This window comes from Sulfurimonas iocasae, from assembly GCF_047716755.1.
GTDB lineage: Bacteria > Campylobacterota > Campylobacteria > Campylobacterales > Sulfurimonadaceae > Sulfurimonas.
The window spans coordinates 1,275,159-1,297,131 of sequence record NZ_CP180409.1 but is presented as its reverse complement, the minus strand read 5'-3'; the positions used below and the strand labels follow the sequence as shown (position 1 = coordinate 1,297,131).

Sequence of the window (21,973 nt, the reverse complement as noted above, 5' to 3'; positions counted from 1 at the left end):
TTTTAAAACTCTTCTAATATAATTTTTTCATCTTTTTCCATAATATTTTCAATATATCTTTCACCAACACTAAGACCAAGTTGTGTATCTTCTAAAATTTTACTTTTTAGAATATCTTCTTTTAAAGTTTCTCTTTTAATCTCACTCAAAATCATAAAGTCATCACCCTCTACTCTAAATACAACTGTATCATCATATAGATTATCTATAAAATTTGCAAAAGATATAAGAAACCTATCTCCATTTGACCAGCCAAACCTTCTGTTGTACTCAGTAAAGTCATTAAGTTTAACACTGTAAAGATATGCTGAGTCAGAATATAAATGATATCTTAAAACCAAAGAGAGATAGTCAATAATAAAAAGATTAGTAAGTCTGTCTTTGTAAAAGTAGGAAAATCTATGCTCTTCCATGTATGTCCTAGGAACTTGGGAAGTGTCACCACTTACATCAACATTAGATAGTGCCCTTAAAGAAGCCTCAACTACTTCTGGATGAAAATGCTCAGTACTAAGATCTTCAAGTTCTTGAAGTGCCACTGATAGACTCTTTTTAGGTTTGTAAACTCTGTTAGTTGTCATAGCGTCAAAGGCATCTGCAACTATCATAATTCTACTAAGTGGCAAAATGGCATTTGCCTTTAGACCTCTTGGATAACCACTTCCGTCATACTTTTCATGATGTTCTCTCATGATATCTGCAATAACTTTGTAATCATCTATTTTACTTAGCATCTCATAACCACTCGATAGATGTTCTTGAATAAGTTTATATTCTACCTTATTTAATTTGCTTGGCTTAAGCAGTACACTATCAGGAGTAGATATTTTTCCTATATCATGTAACCAAGCCGCTTTTTTTAAGAGATTTACATCCTCTTTAGAGTATTGCATCTCAGTAGCTATAAGTTCACAATAGTAAGCAACTCTTTTTGTATGACCGGCTGTATAAGAGTCTCGAGACTCTATCATATCAATCATAGAATGAATAATTTGCTCTTGATTTTTAATCTTCTCTTCTTCAAGAATTAATATTTTTTCTTTCTCTGTATTATCTCTAAAAACCGTAACTAATCCAATAATATTGTTGTCTAAATATAGAGGTGTTGTAAGAACTGAAACAGGTAAAAAACTACCATCTTTTTTTACAAAATATTCATTATCATTTTTATATGTTTTACCGCTTAGCATTGTTTTATGAATTTCACACTCACTTGATTTTATGGGTATATTATTAATATTTTTATAGTGAATATAATCATGAATCTCTTTTCCCATAAGTTCTTTATAGTCAAAACCAAGCTTATTAAGTGCCTGATTGTTTACAAAAGTAACTTTATTGTTTAGGTCTAGAGTATAAATACCATCACCTATACTCTGCGCTATATCAATAAACTTTTTCTCACTCTGCATAATCTCATGGTTTTTTTCAAATATCTCTAAGTAAAGCATTATTTTATTTAGTAGTTGGTTATCATCTATAGGCTTGGTTAAATAATCAACCGCTCCTATCTCAAAGCCCTCTTTTATGAACTCTTCACTTTTAAAGACGGCTGTTACAAAAATAATAGGGATATCTTTTGTTTTCTTATTCGCTTTTAGCAGTCTTGCCATTTCAAAACCATTCATATCAGGCATCTGAACATCAAGTAAAATAAGGTCGATTTTTTCCAAAAGCAACTTATCAAACCCTGTCTTTGCACCCAAAGCTTCTATGACATTAATATTGCCACTATTTTCAAGCAATGCACTTAATGTAAAAAGGTTATTCTCATTATCATCAACACATAGGATGTTGTAGCTATTTGTCAACTGACTATACATACTCTGTTTCTTCCTAGATTTTTTGCATTATATAGAGCTGAATCTGCCCTTTTGATAATAGTGTCTATATTATCTCCAGCTTTGTAAAGAGTAACGCCAAAACTACATGTAAGGTTACTTATTTTAGGAAATTTGTCTGCTTCTATTTTAGTCCTTAAATGGTTCGCTATTTTCTCGCTCTTTTTCAAATCAATATGTGGAAGAAGAACCACAAACTCTTCTCCACCCCATCTTGCAAAGATATCACTATCTCTAATATTTTTTTTAATAAGATTTGTCATCTGTATTAAAACTGCATCTCCGGTTAAGTGTCCATAGTTGTCATTTACAGCTTTAAAGTAGTCAATATCTATCATAATTAAAGCAAAAGTATTCTTATTGGCTTGTGCTTTAATTATTTCCTGAGAGAATAAATCATTTAACTTGGTTCTATTGTATATATTTGTCAAACTGTCATAAGAAGCTTCGTGCTCATTATTTTTTGATTCTGCGTCAAATGAAGTAATATTTGTTAAGGTAACAAGAAAGTCTTTTCCAAAAACTTTTGCCTTTATATCAAAAGAGTTTAACTGTGAGTTTTGTACATCATTTATTAAGACTAAAACATCTTTTGATTTTAGTTGCTTTAGTAAAACATCTGTCCAAAGCTCATCATCTTTTACTAAACCTAAGTGAAAATATCCATCTTCTTGTACAAAATAGTGACATATACATTCATAGTTAGCTATAAATTCATCAATGCTTTTAACATCAAAAAGCTTTGTTACAGCTCTATTAATCTTTACAACTTTACTACCATCTGAAATAACAACTAAATTGTCTTGCATATCTAAGATATCTTGAGTGAATTTTTTCTCAACCTCTAAGACTCTTTTATTTTCTACCATATCAAGATGAAATTTGGTTCTTACAAACAATTCCTGCTCATTATATGGTTTGCTCAAATAGTCAACACCACCAACCTCATAGCACCTAGATATTGTATCTTGATGTTTTTTCGCTGTTAAAAAGATAATTGGGATATCTCTTGTCTTTTTATTGCTAAGAATTAGTTTTGCAGTCTCATAACCATCTAATTCTGGCATCATCACATCAAGCAGTATCAGATCTATTTTTTGAGAAAGTAAAATCTCTAATGCTTCTTTTCCTGACATTGCTGTAACTACAACATACTTATCACTATGATGAACTTCAAAAAGAGCTTCTAAAGTAAAAAGATTTGTTTCTACATCATCAACACATAAAATTTTCTTCATTACACTATTTTCCTATATATTTTATTAACATCGTCACACACTTCAAATCTATCTTCAAAGTTTGAAGGAAGCATCTCACTTGGACCTAAAAATAGATGACCGCCAAACTTTAGTGAATCATAAAATATTTTAAAGATATTTTGCTTTAGTTCTTCGTTAAAATAAATCATTACATTTTTACACTCTATCATATCAAACTCATTGAACACACTGTCTTTTTCTAGGTTATGCACAAAAAATAGAATATTCTGCTTTAGATGCTCTTTTACTTTTACAAACTTTGTATTTACCTCAAAGTAGTTCTTTAACGGTGTCTTAAAATCAAGTCGTCCATAAGCTTCTTTTGCCTTATTAAAGCGTTCTAAAGAGTAAATAGAATTTTTTGCTTCTTCAATTACTATAGGATTAAAATCTGTTGAGTAAATTATGCTTTTATGCAGTAATCCCAATTCATTTAAGATAATAGCAGTAGAATAACCCTCTTCTCCACTACTGCAACCTGCACTCCATATTCTTATATTATAACAGTTTTTATGCTCTTTATTAATGATCTCAATCATTTTTTTAGAAGCTTCAACATCTCTAAAAAACTCTGTTACATTTATAGAGAGATCCAAAAACAGAGACCTAAATGCAGATTTGTTAAAAAGCACTAATACTACAAATATTTTTATATCAACTATTCTATGTTTTATCATAAACTGCTCAACTCTTCTCTTTAGGGAGTCTCTTTGGTAAAGTCTAAAATCATATTCATATCTAGTGTGCACTTCATCAAAAAGAAAAGTTATCCACTCATCTAAACTATCATATTGAAGACTCATACATCTTAGATAAAAAGCCATATCACTTGTGTCAAATATAAAGTCATATATTTTTTGATTTTTTGCCCCTTTAGGGATTGAACTAGCTTCACAGTCATCTGGATTCTGAACTAAAATAACCGAGTTATTCTTCCTAAGAGTTGCTAGTGAGTCAACACCATCTGTTGCATATCCACAAGTAATAATTCCACAAAAGTTATCTTTGTACTCTTGACTTAAAGACTCAAAACTAACAGATATGGATGGTCTTGCTCCATTTTTAATAGCAGAGTCTTCTACATGTATTTTAGACTCCTTGACTGTCATATGTCTATCTTTTGAAGCCAAATATATCTGTCCTACTTTTACATCCATTCCCTCAGTTGCATAAGAGACATTACTATCCACATAATTAGCTAATATTTTATCAAAGATGCCATCTTTCACAGGATTAATATGCTGGATTATAAATATTGCAAATTTTGTTGTGTCTATATTTGAAAGTATCTCAATAATCTTAGAACTACTATTTGCACTTCCGCCGATAGCTACTACATTTATATTTGGACTTGTACTCTTCCTGCCTTTTAACTTAGATACAAAGATACCTTTTAGACCAATATGATTTAAGTACTTAGAGAGTCTACTTTTATTTACTACTATATTGATATTTTTTTGTAGAACTTCTATGTATTCATATAGTAGTTGGGTAAGAGAAGCGGGTATATAATATATACGTGTAAAGTTTATACTAAATAGATAAAAACTTTCATCTAGAAGCTCCTTAAGTTGAAGAACTTCTTCACTGCTTACATTGTCATATATCTCTATTTTACACTCTCTACCCTGCCTTAGAAATTTTAACAACTACTTGCTCCATGCTTTTAACATAGAGATTAGAGCATTTTGATTTATTGGTTTAGCAAGATAATCATTTGCACCGACTTCGTAGCACATTCTTTTATCTTCTTTCATTATTTTTGCAGTTACTACGATAATAGGAATATGTTTAAATCTATCATCTGCTTTTATCTTCTCAATAGCTTTTAGTCCGTCCATAATGGGCATCACAATATCCATAAGAATAACATCCATATTTGCTTCTTCATCTTCTAGAAGTTTAAATGCATCTTCACCGTTTAAAGCACTATATGTGTCGGCTCCTAGTTCTTGAACTACAGAAGAGAGTGTAAAAATATTTCTACTATCATCATCTACGATTAGGATATTTTTACCTTTTAAAAGTTCTTTGTCAAATAATTCTATCTCATCATATGTGACTATACTCTCTTTAGTTTCTATCTTTAGCGGTGCAACTTTCTCAATACTGTTCTTTTGAATCGGTAATATTACTAAGAAACTCGAGCCTTTGCCCTCTTTTGAATCTACTTCTATACGTCCACCCATCAAGTCTACAAATGTTTTACTAATAGAGAGACCAAGTCCCGTTCCACCATACTTTCTACTTATACTCCCATCAACTTGCTTAAATGCTTCAAAGATAAGAGCTAGTTTGGCTTCTGGCACACCTATTCCTGTGTCTGATACTTCAAAGATAATGTCTCTATTTTTCTTAAATATGCAGAGAGATACTTTACCTGATTTTGTAAACTTAAATGCATTAGAGAGAAGGTTTTTAATAATCTGCAAGAGTTTTGTTTTATCGACTATAAAACTTTTATTAAAACTATCTTTCACCTCAAAATCCAGTTTTTTATCTTTTGCTACTTCACTAAAAAGACCTTCAATTTCTTCTCTAATTTCACTAGTATCCGATTTACTCTCATTAAGTTCCATATTTCCGGATTCTATCTTACTTAAGTCCAAAATATCATTAATAAGAAGTAGTAAGTCATTACCTGCTTTATATATAACCGAAGTTTTTGACACATCACTATCGCTCAATGTCTCACTCTTGTTTTGAGTAAGAAGTTTTGAAAGTAATATAATCGAGTTAAGTGGCGTACGAAGCTCATGAGACATATTTGCCAAGAACTCACTTTTATATTTACTAGCTTTTTCTAAATCGTCTGCCCTCTTATCTAGGTCTTCTTTAGCATGAATCAGTTCATTGTTTTTGATTTTCATACCTTTAGCTTGAAGAGTAAGTTGTTGCTGTTGCTCCTCCATCTGAACGTTTGTCTCCTGCAGCTCTTCACTCTGTACTTGTAGCTCTTCATAAGCTAGTTTAGAATCTGCTAGTAAGACTTTTATCTTCATATTTTGAGTAGCAGCAAAAAGTGATGTTGTAAGTATGTTAGTAGCCTTAGCAAGATAATCTTTTTGAACCTCACTGAAACTATCAAAAGTCATAAGTTCTGCAACACCAAAAAGTTCTCCTTCATGAATAAGAGGAAGAATAAATACTTCCTTAGGTTTAGATAGAGTTGTGCCAGTTTTCACATCATAGTGTTCGTTTTGTACATTTTTAAGTAAGATTTGTTTTTTCTCAAATCCCACCTGTCCTACTACTCCATCTCCTAATTTAAATGTGTTTGAAGAACTATCTTTGGGAGTAAAAGAGTAAGAAGCGATAAGTCCAAGTTCAGCTTTTTCTTTATCATATATATATACGACTCCGCTACAAGCTTCTACGTATCTACTTGCTATTGTTATCGCTTTTTTAGAGAGTTCCATCGTGTCGCTAATACCAGTCAGCTTATCACTAAATTCACCAATACCATCGCTAAAATAAATTTCATTTTTATTTTTTTCATCATTTTCTTTTAGTATATCAGTCATGATGCCAAGAGCGATTCCTAACTCATCATTTTTTGATTTCACTTCAATACTATGAGAAAAATCATTTTTGGTTATGGCATCTGCTTGAGATAGAATTCTTCTTAAGTAGCCTATCATATCAAGCATTGCAATACCTAACCTGTCCTCCTCTCCAACTATCTTGTAATCTACATCAATATTGCCATCAGCAATTGACTCAGCAACACTAGCTACTACTTCAAGGTATTTAATCATATCAATAAGAGCCATGCCAAGCCTGTCTTCGCTACTTTTTGCAATGATTTTTGTATCATAGTTACCGATAGAGAGTTTTTCAGCTAAAGAAGTTATTTCTATTAGCCTTTTTGTCATATTTATAATTGCAAGACCAAGCTGATCATTCTTACTAAGAAGTTCTATCTCCTTTGAGAAATCACCATCTGCAACTGCATTGGCTTGAGATATTGTTGTCTCAATAGCATCTATCACTTTTTTAGTTGAATTTACAATTTCACTTATTTCATCATTACCGCTATAGTTGATTTCCTCTTTTTTTATCTCACCTCTTGAAAGTGCTTTTAGCTGTGAAGTTACTTGACCTAATGGAGTGGTGATTTTTAATAAATAAAACCTTATAAAGAAGAAACTAATAATTACAACAAATAGTAATATCAAGATAAATAACTGCTTAAAATCATCTAACTTTTCAAGTGCTACATCTGTATCTACACTTGTGATTGCGTACCAATAATTGTCACTGTTTTGTTTTAGTGGATGAACTACATGATAAGAGTAAATCTTACTATTATGTATAAACGTTCCTTTTACTTTGTCTTTCATGAACTTTTTTAGATTAAAATGATCATCATTAAAGTTTGATTTTCCTTTTATTTGAGAACCCCACATTTGACTCTCATCTTCATTAAAAAGATAGTTTCCGCCTTTATCTATCAAAAAATGAGAAAAACCTTTTTTAGCACCATCAATAGATGCTTGTTTAACAATATCAAGTACGTTCTGTGCATAAATACTAACAACGAAAACTCCTATCATATCTCCATTATCACTAACCATAGGAGTTGCGTATCTAACAACTGGAACAAAAGGCTTTGATATCTTTGAATTTTCAAGGTTTAGATTCATATCTGATATATAAAACTCATCTTTTTTTAGTTTCTTAGTAACCTCAACATAGTCTCTTCCACTCTTATTTTGTAGCTTTGAATCTGGTACTAGATAAGCGCTATTGAGCTTCTCATCATACTTAACTACAAACAGTTCATTTGCATCTAAATCCAGTATTCTAATTTTGTAGTAGTCCTGTTGTGCTTTTAAAAAGTCCATCAGAGCATCTGAAAATATATCTTTCCATTTTTGTGCTTTTGCATCTACAGATATTGATTTCCAGATTATATATCTTCTAAGAGCATAAAATTCTTTTATAAAAAGAGCATCTCTTGTAACATGTCCCATTTCACCTTCTATAGTGGCACTTAGTGTACCTGTCACATGTTCACTAAGCTCATAAGCACTCTCTATATAACCGTCAGTAGCAGTTTTATAACCATACCATCCAACAAAACTGATACCAAGAATTAAAACAACAATAAAAATAGAAAATATCTTATTTTGCAGTGATATATTCAAATTCATCTTATTTTCCTGCTTTCATATTTATAAGCGATATTTTTCTAAGATTCCAACTCATCAACTGCTCAACATCAACAGATGTTTTATCTGTGTAAGTTGTAGCAGCAGGTGTTATGTAGTAATTTAATCCTACATATGCCTTGATTGTTTGTAATTCAGCAATAATCATTTGATTCATGGTAAAAACATCACTTGGACTAAGTTCGTCTTTCTTAAAAACTGAAAAGTCAACGCTCTCTATGCCCATATAAAACTGAAGCATTTTTATTTTGGCTAATATATTTATAGATACTTTAAATGCGTCTTTTGATGTAGCATTATTATTTCTAGCTGTCGGGATAGTATTATCTTTTATTTTTAGATGTGCTAAAATTCTAGTGAGGTCATCATATACACGCATTGTCTCACCAAAAACATAAGAGGGTGTAAATCCTGCTTGATTTAGTTCATCAAAAGAAGCGCTAATTTCTCTAAGAAGATTAAAAACATCAACTGAAGTTTTGTTCGTATATCTTTTTGCTTTTAATTCTTTATTTTTTATACCTAGTCTATGCTTGAAAATTTTTATCTCTGTCAAAATTCTTTGTGTCTGCTCATATACTAAATCAGGATTTAAGTTAAGTACCGGAGCTACATTAACCGGTTCTATGGTAGGTAACTTATGAGCATTTCTAAGAATATTAATTTTAATGGCTATTTCATAAGTTATCTGCCAAACATTACGTGGCTTAAGTTGTGCTTTTATGGCTGTACGACTTATTATTCCATCATGATCATGCTCAATACCATAATACTTAAGTAAAAAATGCATTTCATCAAAAATAAGCCTTGCTTGAGCATAAACTTCGTTGGGAGTTATTGTTTTTGCGTATAAACCAAAAGTAAGCAAAAAGATTAAAATGGCATGTCTCATAAATGTCCTTTAATTTAATAATACCTATATATTAATTAACAATTAATAAAAGTAACTAAAAAGAGTTCTTTATCTTACAGAATCTTCTCTTGTCCTATACGATAGAGTGCAAAGTCATATTTTAGTGGGTCATCTTTATCAAAACTTCGGAGAGTCTCGGTAAGTTCTATGGCAGCTTGAAGGTCATATGTTTTTCTCTGCAGTAATCCAAGTTTTCTAGAAACATTAAAAGTATGAGTATCAAGAGGCATAATCAGATCTTTTTTGCTAATGCCTTTCCATAACCCCATGTCGATATTGTCTTCTCTTACCATCCATCTTAGAAACATCATCCATCTCTTTAATGCCCCTGCACCTCTGGTCTTTGTGGTGACTTTTGAGGTTAAGAAGTTATAACCTTGTGTACTATGAGGATAGAGGGATTTTAACATTTTTATAAGAGCGTTTATTCCATCTATAACGTTAGAGTTTGTCTTATATGCTCTTACAAAAACTTCTTCCAGGCTTGTAGTCTCATTTAGGCGTTTTAAAGCAATAAAGAGAGCTATAATATCTTCGCTTTTTTGAAACCTGTAGTAATGGTTTTTGAGAGCCTTTTTTATATCATTATCACTTTTTTGAAGTAGTGAAAAATCCAAAGAGTCTAAAAACTTAACTATTTGCTTAACATTTCCATATGCAAACAGCGCACAGATAAGAGAAATACTCGGATCTTTGTAGCGATGTGCTACTAAAATGGGATCTAATTTATCGACAGAGACTTCGTTCGCATTATTACGCTTTCTTGCCTCTTCTTCCAATCTTTTTTTAATGTAAATGATAGAGTTTTTTCCTTTCACTTGAACCTGCAATATTTAGCTGTTTTCTGTACTTGGCAATAGTACGTCTAACCATTTTTACTTTGAATTTGTCTTGAATAAGATCCAGTAGTTTCATATCACTAAGAGGTTTTTCTCTAGTTTCTTGTTTTACTAAACCAACAAGGAACTCTTTAATAGCTGCATTTGACACATCTTCATCTATTGCAGTTGTAAAGAACTCTTTCATAGCAAACACACCTCTATCACAAGCAATATACTTGTTAGCAATTGCGCGTGAGATAGTCGATGGATTATGTCCAAATTCATCGGCCAGAGTTTTTAGTGTAAGTGGCATAATCTGACCGCCTACAAAAAACTCATACTGGTATTCAACTATCATTAATCCAACTTTATATAGCGTTGCACGTCTCATATCAAGTGCATCAACAAGACTCTTAGCTTCTTTTATCTTTTGAGTAATAAACTCATGTTTTACAGCGTAGTTACTATCTATTTTTATAGTTGGATAATAAGCGTCGTTTAATTTTATCTCTATAGAGTCCTCGTCATTAAAAAATATCATCAAATCAGGAACTACATGGGCAGACTCTTCTTGGTACTCAATGGAAGGAGGATTTTTGAATGTCCCAAGTACTCGCATTACTTCACTAAAATTATCTTTATCTGAAAAGTTATGTATAGCCTGTATATCTTTTATAATTTCCACACATAAGGGATAGGCTTCATCACTTATATCTGAAGAATCTAATTGAAACAAAAAGGATTCTGCTAAATCTTTTGCAGCAATTCCAACTGGTTCTACATGAGCGAATCTAAGACGAATTTTTTCAAACTCATCTATTGAAATAGCATTTTTACTGCAGAATGTTTCTGTGTCACCTTCATAGTATCCATTTTCATCTAAATTTTCCACAACAAAAAATGCTATGGACTGAGAGATAGGAGTAGGAAAAAGAGGTTTGCCTATCTGCTCATCTAAAACCTCATAAAGAGATTTTTTCTGGACCGTTAAAGCTTCTATTTGCTCAGTACGGGAGTTACTAACTTGTCCATTTATAATTTTTTTAGGGATTTTTTTCTCAAAATCCTCTTCATAACCGGACTCAACTTCCACTACAGGATTTGACTCAACAAAAGGAGCCATAGCATCACCCAAATCACCAAGGCTCGAGTGTAAAATCGGCAACCAGTTACGTAGAGTGTTTGATAGCTTATGCTTTGTCTCTACGTTAATATTTTGTCTTAATGCTGCCATGTTTGCTTAAGCCCTAAAGCTTAAATTCCTCACCCAAATAATGTGTACGAACATCTGAATTTTGTCCTATTTCATCGCTTGTTCCAGAAGCTAAAAGTTCTCCTGCTTTAATTACATATGCTCTATCACAGACAGCCAAAGTCTCACGAACATTATGGTCGGTAATCAATACTCCGATATCATAAGATACAAGCTGATGAATAACTTTTTGAATATCCATAACAGCGATAGGGTCAACCCCTGCAAAAGGTTCATCAAGGAGTAAAAACTTTGGTTTATTCACCAAAGCTCTTGCTATCTCAACACGACGCCTTTCACCACCACTAAGACTTATCCCTTTACGATAACGAATAGGTTCAATATTAAACATATCAAGAAGCTCTAATATTCTTGCTTCTTGTTCGGCTTTACCTTTAATACTTACTTGTGCAGCAACCATAAGGTTATCTTCTACTGTTAAATCTTTAAAGATAGACGCTTCTTGTGGAAGATAGCCTATTCCCTTTATAGCTCTTTGATGCAAAGGCATATTTGAGAGGTTTTCACCATCAAAAAAAACTTCACCACTACTAGCTTCAACAAGTCCACAAATCATGTAAAATGTCGTTGTCTTTCCTGCACCATTTGGTCCAAGAAGTCCAACTACTTCTCCACTGCTAACTTCTAAACTCATACCTTTTACTATTTCTAAATCTTTTATTTTTTTCTTTAAATCTACTGCTTTAAGCGTGTGCATAATCTACCTCATAATTTCTACTATTATCATCTAGCTTTTCAATTTTTATCGTTAATGTTTTGATACCAGCAGAATCTAGAATCTCAAAGAGTCTATCATCACCCCACTCTACTAAGTGAAGTCCATCTTTATCTAACTCTTCTAGCATACCTAAAGATATAAAATGTTCTACCCCATGGTTGTAAATATCATAATGATAAATCTTATCTCCATAACATTGCTGAAGAGAAAAGGTAGGTGAAGTCACATCATCTTTTATACCTAGATGCTCTACTAAAGTCTTTACTAAAGTTGTTTTTCCAGATGCTAAGTCACCTCTTAAAATAATGACTCCATTTTGAAATTTTTCGCTAATTTCCTCCACTAAAATGTGAAGTTCTTCTAAATTTAGTTGATAATTTATCATAATTTATTTGAAATCTCTATGATTTGTTTTAATTTCTCTTTGGCTTTTCCTTTTTTTACTACTTCACGTGCAATTTCAAGCCCATCTTGAATATCCCTAGCCATTCCATCAACCATAAGAGCAGATGCTGCATTGATAAGTACAATATCCCTCTGTGCATCTGTAGCACGTGAATCAAAAATATCATGTAAAATGCTAGCATTAAAAGCTGCGTCTCCACCAACTATAGCTTTTAGCGGAACTCGTTTGATTCCATAATTTTGTGGATCGATTTCGAACTCATGTACTTGTCCATTATGTAGTCTTGAAGCGTAGCTAATATCAGAGATACTAATCTCATCCATACCTTCTTTTGAGCTTACAACCATTGTTGATTTTGCACCGTTTATTTTCAAAGCTTCTGCCATCTTTGGTACAAATGCTTTATCAAATACACCAAGCAATGATTTTTCAACCCCTGCAGGATTTGTTAAAGGACCTAGAATGTTAAATATAGTCTTATCTGGAATAGTTTTTCTCACAGGCATAATAAACTTCATTGCAGGATGATGATTTTGAGCAAACATAAAAGCAAACCCAGACTCTTCTAAAAGTCTAGCACTATTTTCAATGCTTAAATCAAGTCTAACTCCAAGCTTTTCAAACATATCAGCACTACCGGATTTTGAAGTAACAGAACGGCTTCCATGTTTTGCAACATAACTTCCAGATGCAGCTACAAGAATTGCAACCGTAGATGAAATATTAAAGCTTCCTATCTTATCTCCGCCAGTTCCAACTATATCTATTGCTTTAAGGCGAAGTTCTTCACAAATAGGCAAAGGTATGGCATTACTTCGCATAACTTCAGCAGCGGCAGCTATAGCCTCTACAGAAGTATGTTCATCAAGCTTCATACTTACCAATAATTCACGCATTTCAGAATCATTCATCTCATGATTAAAAAGAGAAGTGAACTGTTTTTTTGCTTCATCAAAAGTCATAACACTTCCTTTATATACTCATCTTGTAGAGATTTAGGTGTAGATTTTGTTGAAGGTATTTTCAATACTTCATATTTTTTAGTAATATCAAGATAGTTAATACTTATGATACTTCCTACTTCAACATTTTTACTTGCCTTTGCTACAACATCATTTATAAGAACAACTTTATTGCTTATCATGTCTTGTGCAACTGATCGTCTTTTTGTTATATTTACAGAGTTTAAAAACTTGTCTATTCTCATTATTCATACTTTTTAATTATTTATTTGGAGTATTGTAGAATATTAAAACTGAGAGCAATGTAAGAGTTGGAACAATTTTTGCATCAAATGCTGCAAAAAAAAGAAAATCGCTTCTTAATTACAGCTAAGAAGCAAAGCCACTAGAAAAATTATCTTTTTTAACAACTATCTGTTTTTGTTTCTCTTTTCTTTTTGTATCTTTTTCAACGAATATTTTCTTACGAGTTTTTGGGTCTAACTCTGTATAGTACATAACAGCCGAATATGTTCCTGGTGTTGGTGTAAACACCTGAGCCTGTTCAGGATTCATCTTAAGCTCATCTGTCGTAAAACGTTTTAACTCATGCATATCTTTTTCCTCACATCCCGGATGCGCTGCAATAAGATAGTAAGTTAAAAACTGCGGTTTTCCTGATTCTTTATTTAACTTGTCATACATCTTTTTAAAGTCAACTAAAGTCTCTTTTCCAGGTTTACCCATAAGCTCTAAGACATGCTGTTGAGTATGTTCAGGCGCGACTTTCATCTGTCCAGATATATGATGATTAACCATCTCTTTTAAGTAAGAATACCCATGCTTTTTATCCGCAGTAATAAGATCATATCTAACACCAGATGCTACAAAGGCTTTTCTAACACCCTCTACTTCTCTAACCTTTCTAAGCAGATTTATGTTTCTTCCATGGTCTACATGCATAACTTTACAAAGTCTGTCTGCATCTACACAACGTATATCATCACAAGTACCTTTTTTAAGCTTCTTGTCACACTCATAACCATACATATTTGCAGTTGGACCCCCAACATCACTTATGATGCCTTTATAATCTTTATACTTGTTAAACTCTTTTGCTTCTTCTAGTATGTTACCTTCGGTACGAGTTCTAATAGTTCTGCCTTGATGAACACCAATAGCACAGAAATTACACTCTCCCCAGCATCCATGATGTGTCATAATAGAAAACTTTATAGTCTCTAAACACTTTACTTTTCCCATCTTCGCATAGTACGGGTGTAACTCCCTTGTAAAAGGTAGATTAGAGTTTGCATCCATCTCCTGCTCATCCAAATAGTCACAAGGAGAATTTTGTATAAGAAAGCGTGCGTCTACAGGTTGACAAAGTCCTTTTGCACTTATTGGATCATTATTATCATAAAAGTCATCAAAGAGATCCATATACTTCTCTTTATCATCCAAACACTCTTGATGTGATGGTAGTTGAATATATTCATAATTTGCTTCTTTAGAGATATAACATATACCTCTTATATCTTTATAGTCAGTTTTATTATTTAAAGCATGTGTCAACTGTTCTAAAGCTATCTCACCCATACCATAAATAAGTATGTCCGCCTTTGAGTCAAACAAAACAGGTTTTTTAAGTTTGTTAGCCCAGTAGTCATAGTGAGTAACTCTTCTTAGAGATGCTTCGATGCCACCAAGAACTAAAGGAACTGTAGCTTTAAAGTGTTGGCGAATAAGATTACAGTAAACACTTAGAGCACGGTCTGGTCTTTTGTCATTCTTCCCACCAGGAGTATAATCATCAGAGTTTCTAAACTTTTTTGTAGCTGTATAGTTTGATACCATACTGTCAACACTTCCACCACTTACTCCCCAGTATAGTCTAGGCTCTCCAAGTCTCTTAATATCAACATCACTTTTGATATCAGGCTGACCAATCATACCTACTTTATAGCCCAAACGCTCTAGCATACGTCCAACCATAGCTACACCGATGAATGGAGAATCTATATATGCATCTCCACTAACCAAGATAACATCACACTGCTCCCAGCCTAGTACGTCCATCTCTGCTCTTGTTGTTGGCAGAAAATCTTTCTCACTAAATGTTATTGTGTTTCGTGTTGGTTGTTTTGTTTTACTTCTTCTGCTCAAGCTAATCCAATTTTTGTAATATTTATGTATAATAATACTAAATCAATTTAAAATAAGAGATTATATATGAATTACCCTTATGAAAATTTAGAAAACTTTACACTTCCAAGCTTGTTTAAGCGTTCTGTATCGATGTACGCAAATGAGAACTCACTTGGTAAGGTTGGAGAAACTCCTATGCTCTACTCAGAGCTTGGTGAAAAAGTTCAACAAATGGTTGAACTACTACTAGAAAATGGTATCTCACAAGGTGACAAAGTAGTTTTATTAAGTGAAAATATGCCTAATTGGGGAGTTGCATATTTTAGTGTTACTTATATTGGTGCTGTTATCGTACCTGTTCTTCCAGATTTTCATCCATCAGATGTACATCACATACTTAGACACTCAGAAGCTAAGGCTGTTTTTGTATCAGAAAAGCACTTAACTACTATAGAAGAGAGTAGCGATTTAAATTTACGTTTTGTAGTAAGCTTAGATAATTTAGAAATTATTGATGAAACAAGAAACAAACACCACTTTGCAGACTTGGCTAAGAAAACAAAAGAGATGGCACAAAAAATGTCCAACTCAGGCTCAAAAGTTGTAAAAGAAGACGATTTAGCCGCTCTTATATATACATCTGGAACTACAGGTCACTCAAAAGGTGTAATGCTCTCGCATAAAAACCTTGTAACAAATGCACTCTCTACTCATTGCATCTTAGAAATCAATAATAATGACGTATTTTTATCTATCCTGCCACTAGCACATACTTATGAGTGTACAGTCGGTCTTATAGTTCCTATTCTTCACGGTGCAAGCGTTGCATATATAGATAAAACACCGACTCCTAGTGTACTTTTAAAAGCCTTTGAAATTGTAAAACCTACAATGATGCTTAGCGTACCTCTAATTATTGAAAAAATTTACAAAAACAAAGTTTTACCGAAGTTTACAGGCTCATTATTTATGAGACTTCTTTATAAGATTCCGTTTGTTAGAAAGAAATTTAACAAAATAGCCGGTAAGAAACTTATAGAAACATTTGGCGGAAGATTGAGATTTTTCGGTATTGGTGGTGCTCCACTCTCCCCATTTGTAGAAAAGTTTCTCATAGAAGCAGAGTTTCCATATACTATTGGTTATGGTCTAACTGAAACGGCACCTCTTTTAGCTGGAACAAACTTAAACTTAAGTCCAAAGTTTATGTCAACAGGTCCAGCTTTTTATGGTGTGGAACTAAAAATTAAAAATCCAAATCATATAACTGGAGAAGGTGAAATTATTGCCAAATCTCCTAGTGTAATGCTTGGTTACTATAAAGATAAAGAAAAAACCAAAGAAGTTATGGAAGATGGTTGGTTTTTAACTGGCGATTTAGGATATATGGATGATGAAGGTTTTCTATTTATCAGAGGTAGAAGCAAAAATGTAATTATCGCTTCTGATGGAAAAAATATCTATCCTGAACAACTAGAGTCAATTATAAATCAAGATGAAGCTGTAGTTGACTCCATTGTTATGGAACAAGATGGTAAACTAATTGCTAGAGTTCACTTAGATTATGAACTTTTAGACGAGAAGTTTCATGCAAATAAAAATACAGATGCTAAAGTTAGCCAAGATATTATAAACTTTTTAGAAGAGATGCGCATTGAAGTAAATACTCAGGTTGCTGCTTCTTCTAAAATTATTAAATTTATGGAACAGATAGAACCTTTCGTAAAAACTCCAACGAAAAAAATTAAACGATATCTTTACACTGAATAATCCAGAGGGGAAAATAAATGTTACATAAAGTCATAAAAATATCTACAATTACTATTAGCATCATTATTGTAGTTCTTTTATTGGCATACGGGGTGTCTAAATCAGACTTCAACAACCTAAAAAAATATAATGAAAAAGATGATTCTATTAGTCAAATAAGAGATAATATGCTAGCTCCTTCAAAAGAAAAAATAGCAATATCCAAAGAGAGATACTACACAACTACAGTAAAAATAAAAAAAGGGAATATGGCAAGCCTTGGTGATTTTACAATGAATATATCTGGAAATAGAAAACTAACTACAAATATATCTCTAAAATTTAAAGAAAAAAAAGGCTACAGTTGGTTGAGTGGTAATAGCGTCGAGGATGAAATACTGGATAAAGGTGCTGTTTTAAGAAATGCTGTTATTAATGTTATCTCTAATAATGAAAATGCCAGAGTAACAAATAAAAAGATGAAAGAAGAAATAGTAAAGAGTTTAAATAAATATCTTACAGATGGTGAGATAGAAGAAATTTACTACAACTCCTTTATAATTCAATTATAATCGAAGATAAAGTTATAGTTTCTCTCACCTAATCTCTACAATATAACTTAAAACTGTGGCTGTAAAAAAGGAATAACCTGTTTCTTACGACTAAGAACACCATCTAACCATACTTGAGAATTTTCTAACTTACAATCAAATGCACTCTCAATCTTACTCTCATCATCACTAACAACTAAAAGTTGTGAACCCTCTTTCATGATGTCTGTTAAAAGAATTATTACAGAGTGTAAACCACCCTCTTCTTTTAACTTTTTCATATCAGCAAAAAGATCATCTTTCATCTCATCGAATACACTTAAATCTACTACTTCAAGCTGTCCAATACCTAACTTTTGACTACCCATTGCAAACTCTTTATAATCACGAGTAGTCAACTCACGAGCTGTTGATCCCTCTACAGCAGATTTAACGATGAACATCTCCATACCAAGTGCTTTATAGTCTTGAATTCCAGCGATAATCGCCAGTTCTTTAACTGCCTTGGTATCTATTTTGGTACATGTAGGAGATTTAAAGATTACCGTATCACTTAAAATAGCACACATCATCATACCAGCTATATTTTTGGGAATCTTGATACCATGATAATCATATGCTTCTTTAATAACTGTGTTTGAACAACCAATAGGTCTAATCCAACACTCTAATGGAGTAGAAGTAGTCAAGTCTCCAAGTTTGTGGTGGTCATAGATACCTAAAATGGTGGCATCCATAATATCAACAGGAGCTTGAGCTAAATCAGAAAAATCAACGATATAAACATTCTCTCCAGCATAAGAAGTTTTAAGTTCAGGTACTTCTGCCCCAAACTTATTTAAAATAAATTCTGTCTCAGGAGATATTTCACCTTGACGTGTCGGTATACAATCTTCGCCTAGTTGATTTTTAAGATATGAAAGAGAAATAGCTCCAACTATAGAATCCGAATCAGGATTTGTATGTCCAAAAATATATGTTGACATTTTATTGGCCTTTGTAAATTTTTTTGTAATTATACTGTACTTTTTAAAACTATAATTTAGATTTTAAATCTTTAATTTTTATTTCATATTTGTCTAATATTAAACTTATTCCATCTATATCAAATGAGTCGACTTTTTCTAAAAGCTTTTGAGAGTATTTTATCATATCGTTTATTTTGCACTCAAAAGCTATTTCTTTTAGCTTTAAAGCAAACTCTTCTATTTTGTTTATATCATTTGTTTGGGTGGCTGCTACGTATAATCCTTCTGCTTCTATTCTTTTTTCTACGTGATTCAAAAAGTTAATTATATTTTCAATATTATAAACACTTATATTATCTATGGTTTTTTTAGAGGAAGCACTAGTGCTTTTAAAAGCTAAAAACTTTGATATCTCTTTAAATAAATCTTTTTCTGAAACCGGTTTTCTTAGATATCCGTCAAACCTTCCACCCTCTAGTTTTTTAACTTCATCTTGCATTACAGATGCTGTTAATGCAACAATGGGAACTGAACTAGACTCTTTAATCATCTTTGTTGCTGTATATCCATCCATAAAAGGCATTCTTATGTCCATTAAAATCAAATCAATATTTTCACGCTTAAATACCTCTATGGCCTCTTCTCCGTTACTAGCTTCTAAGATTTGTACTCCTGTCTCGAATAAACTCTCTTTAACTAAATCTCTATTCTCTTTGACATCATCTACGACTAAAAGAACTGATTTTTCAAATTTTACATTCTCTTGAACATCAGCAGACACTCTAATCAGTTCTTCATCACTTACAGACGCAATATCAATATTTTTTAATCCAATAATAAAACTAGATCCTTTTCCAAGTGTACTCTCAACTGCCAATGAACCACCCATCAATCTTGACAACTTTTTGCTAATAGCAAGACCAAGTCCTGTACCACCATATTTACTTATATCTTGATTGTTAGTTTGCTCAAATATATTAAAAATAACATCTTGATCAGATTGTCTTATACCGATGCCACTATCCTCTACTCGTATAGTTAAATCAATCTTGCTGGAACGATCGTAGACTTTATTAACTAGTACTGATACTTTTACATATCCCTTTTGCGTAAATTTTATAGCATTGCCTATAAGGTTTATGAGTATCTCATTTAGCCTAATCTTATCTATAAGTATCGCTTTTGGTATCTCATTATCAACTTCTAAAACAAGATTTAAACTTTTTTTATCAGCTTGGAGTTTAAAAATACTAAGTGTCTCCTCACACAGATCTTTTATATTTACTCTAGTTTTTACAAGTAGCAGTTTTCCAGATTCAATTTTAGAGAGATTAAGAATATCATTTATTAAAGAGAGCAGTAACTGTCCTGATGAGCGGATAGTCTTTACAAAGGATTTAAGCTTTGGATCTTCTATCTTTTTATCAAGAAGTTCCGCAAAACCTAAAATTGCGTTCATTGGAGTTCTTATCTCATGACTCATGTTTGACAAAAAGTCGCTCTTGGCTTTATTTGCATTTACTGCTATATCTTTTGCCTCTTCAAGCTTTTTGTTAAGCTCAAACAACTCTTTTTGAGCCTGCTTTGTCTTTTGAACTTCCACAGATAGCTTTCTGTTCCAGTATAGCGTTCCAAATATAAATATCAAAAAGACTACAACTATTTGCCACACTATTGTGTAGTCTATCTCTTGATCATATTTAACATCTATCCATTTGTTGTAAATATTATTTTTTTCTTCTTCTGTTATAGAGCTTAATACCTTGTTTATAACCTCTACTCCTGTAGCATTCCAATCATTTCTAATGGCCATACTAAACTTAGACTTGTAGGTTGTAATCCCTGATATCTTTAGATTCGAATACCCCCTCTTTTGTATATAAGTACTCACTATTGGCAATATATCCATATAAGCATATGCTTTATTTTGTGTCACAGCATTAAGAGCTTGGCTGATATCTTCAACAAGTAATATATCTATCTGAGGATGTTCTTTTTTTATTAAATCCGCCATATAATAACCCTCTACTAAAACTACTTTCTTTGCATATAATCTCTCTATATTTTCAATGTAGCTTACATTGTGCTTTGTAACAAAAACTTGTGGCATTGAGAGATATGGGACAGAAAAGTTGACTACTTTTTCTCTATCACTTGTTTTAGCCACACAGGCATAAAGATCTGCTTTGCGTTTATTGATAAGATTTACACTTTCATTCCATGTTTTAGTCTTTATAAGTTCAAACTTTATACCTGTTTTTTTACTTAAAAGATCTAAGTAGCTGCTTGATACACCACTATGTTTTCTTTCATCTTTTGAAAAAAACTCTATAGGTTCCCAATGATTATCTATAACAAATCTTATAACAGGATGCTCATCTATCCACTTTTGCTGTTTTTTAGAAAATCTTAACTCTGAATTTTTTTCTTCAAAACTAAATACTTTTCTCCATCTGCTCTTTATATTTTGGGCTTCTTGTGAAGTAATACTTTTTAAACTCTTTTGAATAATACTAAAGAGAATATCATTATCTTTATCTATCGCAATACCAATAGAGGTATTAAAGCCTTTTACTTTGCTAATTACCTTTAAATTGTTAATTAGATACTTATTTATAATATATGTTGATACTGCTAAATTCCCAATATATGCGTCAGCTTCACCAACTGAAACTGCTTCCAATGATTCTACATTTGACTTTGTCAGATGCAACTTTATTTTTGGATAATTGGACTTTAGCCATTCATGTACATATGAATCTTTATTGAGAGAAACACTTTTACCAACAAGATCTTCCATAGATTGAATATCACTATTTTTAAATTTGCTTATAATTACCATTGGAACATTTAAGTAAGAATCTGAAAATCTTAAATATTTTTTTCTATCTTCAGTTTCAACAGCACAAGTAAGACCATCATATTCTTTACTCTTAGCCGCTTTAAGAGCTTCTGACCATACAACTGGATAAACTTTAATTTTCAAACCACTTTTTTTCTCAATGATTTTGATATATTCAGAGGAAAGACCTGCATAATTCCCATTTTTGTCAAGAAAATCAAAAGGCGGCCACTCTTTATCAGCACCAAACTTTACTACTGGGTTATTTTTTATCCACTTAATCTCATTTTTTGATAGGTTTAATTCTGATGAAAGTAATGAAGTTACAAATAAAATAAAAGAGGATAAGTATACTAAAAAAAGTTTCAT

The 21,973-nt window shown here is 32.2% G+C and carries 16 protein-coding genes; 2 read left to right on the top strand and 14 right to left on the bottom strand.

Features of this window, described 5'->3' with window-relative positions; all coding sequences use genetic code 11:
• Positions 1 to 2: 2 nt before the first annotated feature.
• The 12 genes from ACLHDE_RS06535 to ACLHDE_RS06480 form a co-directional block, all read right to left on the bottom strand.
• The gene (locus ACLHDE_RS06535; protein WP_415398397.1) at positions 3 to 1,823 is read right to left on the bottom strand and encodes an HD domain-containing phosphohydrolase; all 1,821 of its coding nucleotides are present in this window, start codon (positions 1,821 to 1,823) and stop codon (positions 3 to 5) included.
• The gene (locus tag ACLHDE_RS06530) at positions 1,808 to 3,079 is read right to left on the bottom strand and encodes a diguanylate cyclase domain-containing protein (protein ID WP_415398396.1); all 1,272 of its coding nucleotides are present in this window, start codon (positions 3,077 to 3,079) and stop codon (positions 1,808 to 1,810) included. Before ACLHDE_RS06530 ends, ACLHDE_RS06535 begins: the two co-directional genes overlap by 16 nt.
• On the bottom strand, positions 3,079 to 4,749 hold the full coding sequence (locus ACLHDE_RS06525) for a CheR family methyltransferase (RefSeq protein WP_415398395.1): 1,671 nt from the start codon (positions 4,747 to 4,749) through the stop codon (positions 3,079 to 3,081). Before ACLHDE_RS06525 ends, ACLHDE_RS06530 begins: the two co-directional genes overlap by 1 nt.
• Positions 4,750 to 8,256 (bottom strand): ATP-binding protein, encoded by a 3,507-nt coding sequence (locus tag ACLHDE_RS06520; RefSeq protein WP_415398394.1) that lies wholly within the window; start codon positions 8,254 to 8,256, stop codon positions 4,750 to 4,752.
• 1 nt (position 8,257) lies between these two features.
• The gene (locus ACLHDE_RS06515) at positions 8,258 to 9,166 is read right to left on the bottom strand and encodes a hypothetical protein (protein ID WP_415398393.1); all 909 of its coding nucleotides are present in this window, start codon (positions 9,164 to 9,166) and stop codon (positions 8,258 to 8,260) included.
• Between the two features lie 74 nt (positions 9,167 to 9,240).
• On the bottom strand, positions 9,241 to 10,005 hold the full coding sequence (locus ACLHDE_RS06510; protein ID WP_415398392.1) for a TIGR02757 family protein: 765 nt from the start codon (positions 10,003 to 10,005) through the stop codon (positions 9,241 to 9,243).
• On the bottom strand, positions 9,974 to 11,242 hold the full coding sequence (locus tag ACLHDE_RS06505) for an RNA polymerase factor sigma-54 (protein WP_415398391.1): 1,269 nt from the start codon (positions 11,240 to 11,242) through the stop codon (positions 9,974 to 9,976). The genes ACLHDE_RS06510 and ACLHDE_RS06505 overlap by 32 nt, the downstream gene beginning before the upstream one ends.
• A gap of 13 nt (positions 11,243 to 11,255) precedes the next feature.
• Positions 11,256 to 11,978, bottom strand: coding sequence for an LPS export ABC transporter ATP-binding protein (lptB, locus tag ACLHDE_RS06500; protein ID WP_415398390.1), 723 nt, complete (start codon positions 11,976 to 11,978; stop codon positions 11,256 to 11,258).
• Positions 11,965 to 12,384, bottom strand: coding sequence for a tRNA (adenosine(37)-N6)-threonylcarbamoyltransferase complex ATPase subunit type 1 TsaE (gene tsaE / locus ACLHDE_RS06495; RefSeq protein ID WP_415398389.1), 420 nt, complete (start codon positions 12,382 to 12,384; stop codon positions 11,965 to 11,967). The genes lptB and tsaE overlap by 14 nt, the downstream gene beginning before the upstream one ends.
• Positions 12,381 to 13,367 (bottom strand): anthranilate phosphoribosyltransferase, encoded by a 987-nt coding sequence (gene trpD / locus ACLHDE_RS06490; RefSeq protein ID WP_415398388.1) that lies wholly within the window; start codon positions 13,365 to 13,367, stop codon positions 12,381 to 12,383. The genes tsaE and trpD overlap by 4 nt, the downstream gene beginning before the upstream one ends.
• Positions 13,364 to 13,612 (bottom strand): RNA-binding S4 domain-containing protein, encoded by a 249-nt coding sequence (locus tag ACLHDE_RS06485; protein ID WP_415398387.1) that lies wholly within the window; start codon positions 13,610 to 13,612, stop codon positions 13,364 to 13,366. Before ACLHDE_RS06485 ends, trpD begins: the two co-directional genes overlap by 4 nt.
• Positions 13,613 to 13,736: 124 nt before the next feature.
• Entirely contained in the window at positions 13,737 to 15,425 is a 1,689-nt protein-coding gene (locus ACLHDE_RS06480) for a YgiQ family radical SAM protein (RefSeq protein ID WP_415398520.1), read from the bottom strand.
• A gap of 153 nt (positions 15,426 to 15,578) precedes the next feature.
• Between ACLHDE_RS06480 and ACLHDE_RS06475 the strand changes: the two genes are divergently transcribed.
• Positions 15,579 to 17,264: an AMP-binding protein gene (locus ACLHDE_RS06475; protein WP_415398386.1), complete on the top strand. Its 1,686-nt coding sequence runs from the start codon at positions 15,579 to 15,581 to the stop codon at positions 17,262 to 17,264.
• A 17-nt stretch (positions 17,265 to 17,281) separates the two neighbouring features.
• Positions 17,282 to 17,815 (top strand): flagellar basal body-associated FliL family protein, encoded by a 534-nt coding sequence (locus ACLHDE_RS06470; RefSeq protein ID WP_415398385.1) that lies wholly within the window; start codon positions 17,282 to 17,284, stop codon positions 17,813 to 17,815.
• 47 nt (positions 17,816 to 17,862) lie between these two features.
• On the opposite strand, the gene ACLHDE_RS06465 is transcribed toward ACLHDE_RS06470, so the two are convergent.
• Together ACLHDE_RS06465 and ACLHDE_RS06460 are read right to left on the bottom strand one after the other, a co-directional pair.
• A complete protein-coding gene (locus ACLHDE_RS06465; protein WP_415398384.1) occupies positions 17,863 to 18,780 on the bottom strand; it encodes a manganese-dependent inorganic pyrophosphatase in 918 nt (305 codons plus the stop codon).
• A gap of 49 nt (positions 18,781 to 18,829) precedes the next feature.
• The gene (locus tag ACLHDE_RS06460; RefSeq protein ID WP_415398383.1) at positions 18,830 to 21,973 is read right to left on the bottom strand and encodes a transporter substrate-binding domain-containing protein; all 3,144 of its coding nucleotides are present in this window, start codon (positions 21,971 to 21,973) and stop codon (positions 18,830 to 18,832) included.

What these genes read in the sequence shown, in the direction of transcription:
- ACLHDE_RS06535 (WP_415398397.1), bottom strand. Translation starts at nt 1,823, where the DNA reads ATGTATAGTCAGTTGACAAATAGCTACAACATCCTATGTGTTGATGAT.
- ACLHDE_RS06530 (WP_415398396.1), bottom strand. Translation starts at nt 3,079, where the DNA reads ATGAAGAAAATTTTATGTGTTGATGATGTAGAAACAAATCTTTTTACT.
- ACLHDE_RS06520 (WP_415398394.1), bottom strand. Translation starts at nt 8,256, where the DNA reads ATGAATTTGAATATATCACTGCAAAATAAGATATTTTCTATTTTTATT.
- ACLHDE_RS06515 (WP_415398393.1), bottom strand. Translation starts at nt 9,166, where the DNA reads ATGAGACATGCCATTTTAATCTTTTTGCTTACTTTTGGTTTATACGCA.
- ACLHDE_RS06505 (WP_415398391.1), bottom strand. Translation starts at nt 11,242, where the DNA reads ATGGCAGCATTAAGACAAAATATTAACGTAGAGACAAAGCATAAGCTA.
- lptB (WP_415398390.1), bottom strand. Translation starts at nt 11,978, where the DNA reads ATGCACACGCTTAAAGCAGTAGATTTAAAGAAAAAAATAAAAGATTTA.
- tsaE (WP_415398389.1), bottom strand. Translation starts at nt 12,384, where the DNA reads ATGATAAATTATCAACTAAATTTAGAAGAACTTCACATTTTAGTGGAG.
- trpD (WP_415398388.1), bottom strand. Translation starts at nt 13,367, where the DNA reads ATGACTTTTGATGAAGCAAAAAAACAGTTCACTTCTCTTTTTAATCAT.
- ACLHDE_RS06485 (WP_415398387.1), bottom strand. Translation starts at nt 13,612, where the DNA reads ATGAGAATAGACAAGTTTTTAAACTCTGTAAATATAACAAAAAGACGA.
- ACLHDE_RS06480 (WP_415398520.1), bottom strand. Translation starts at nt 15,425, where the DNA reads ATGGACGTACTAGGCTGGGAGCAGTGTGATGTTATCTTGGTTAGTGGA.
- ACLHDE_RS06475 (WP_415398386.1), top strand. Translation starts at nt 15,579, where the DNA reads ATGAATTACCCTTATGAAAATTTAGAAAACTTTACACTTCCAAGCTTG.
- ACLHDE_RS06470 (WP_415398385.1), top strand. Translation starts at nt 17,282, where the DNA reads ATGTTACATAAAGTCATAAAAATATCTACAATTACTATTAGCATCATT.
- ACLHDE_RS06465 (WP_415398384.1), bottom strand. Translation starts at nt 18,780, where the DNA reads ATGTCAACATATATTTTTGGACATACAAATCCTGATTCGGATTCTATA.
- ACLHDE_RS06460 (WP_415398383.1), bottom strand. Translation starts at nt 21,973, where the DNA reads ATGAAACTTTTTTTAGTATACTTATCCTCTTTTATTTTATTTGTAACT.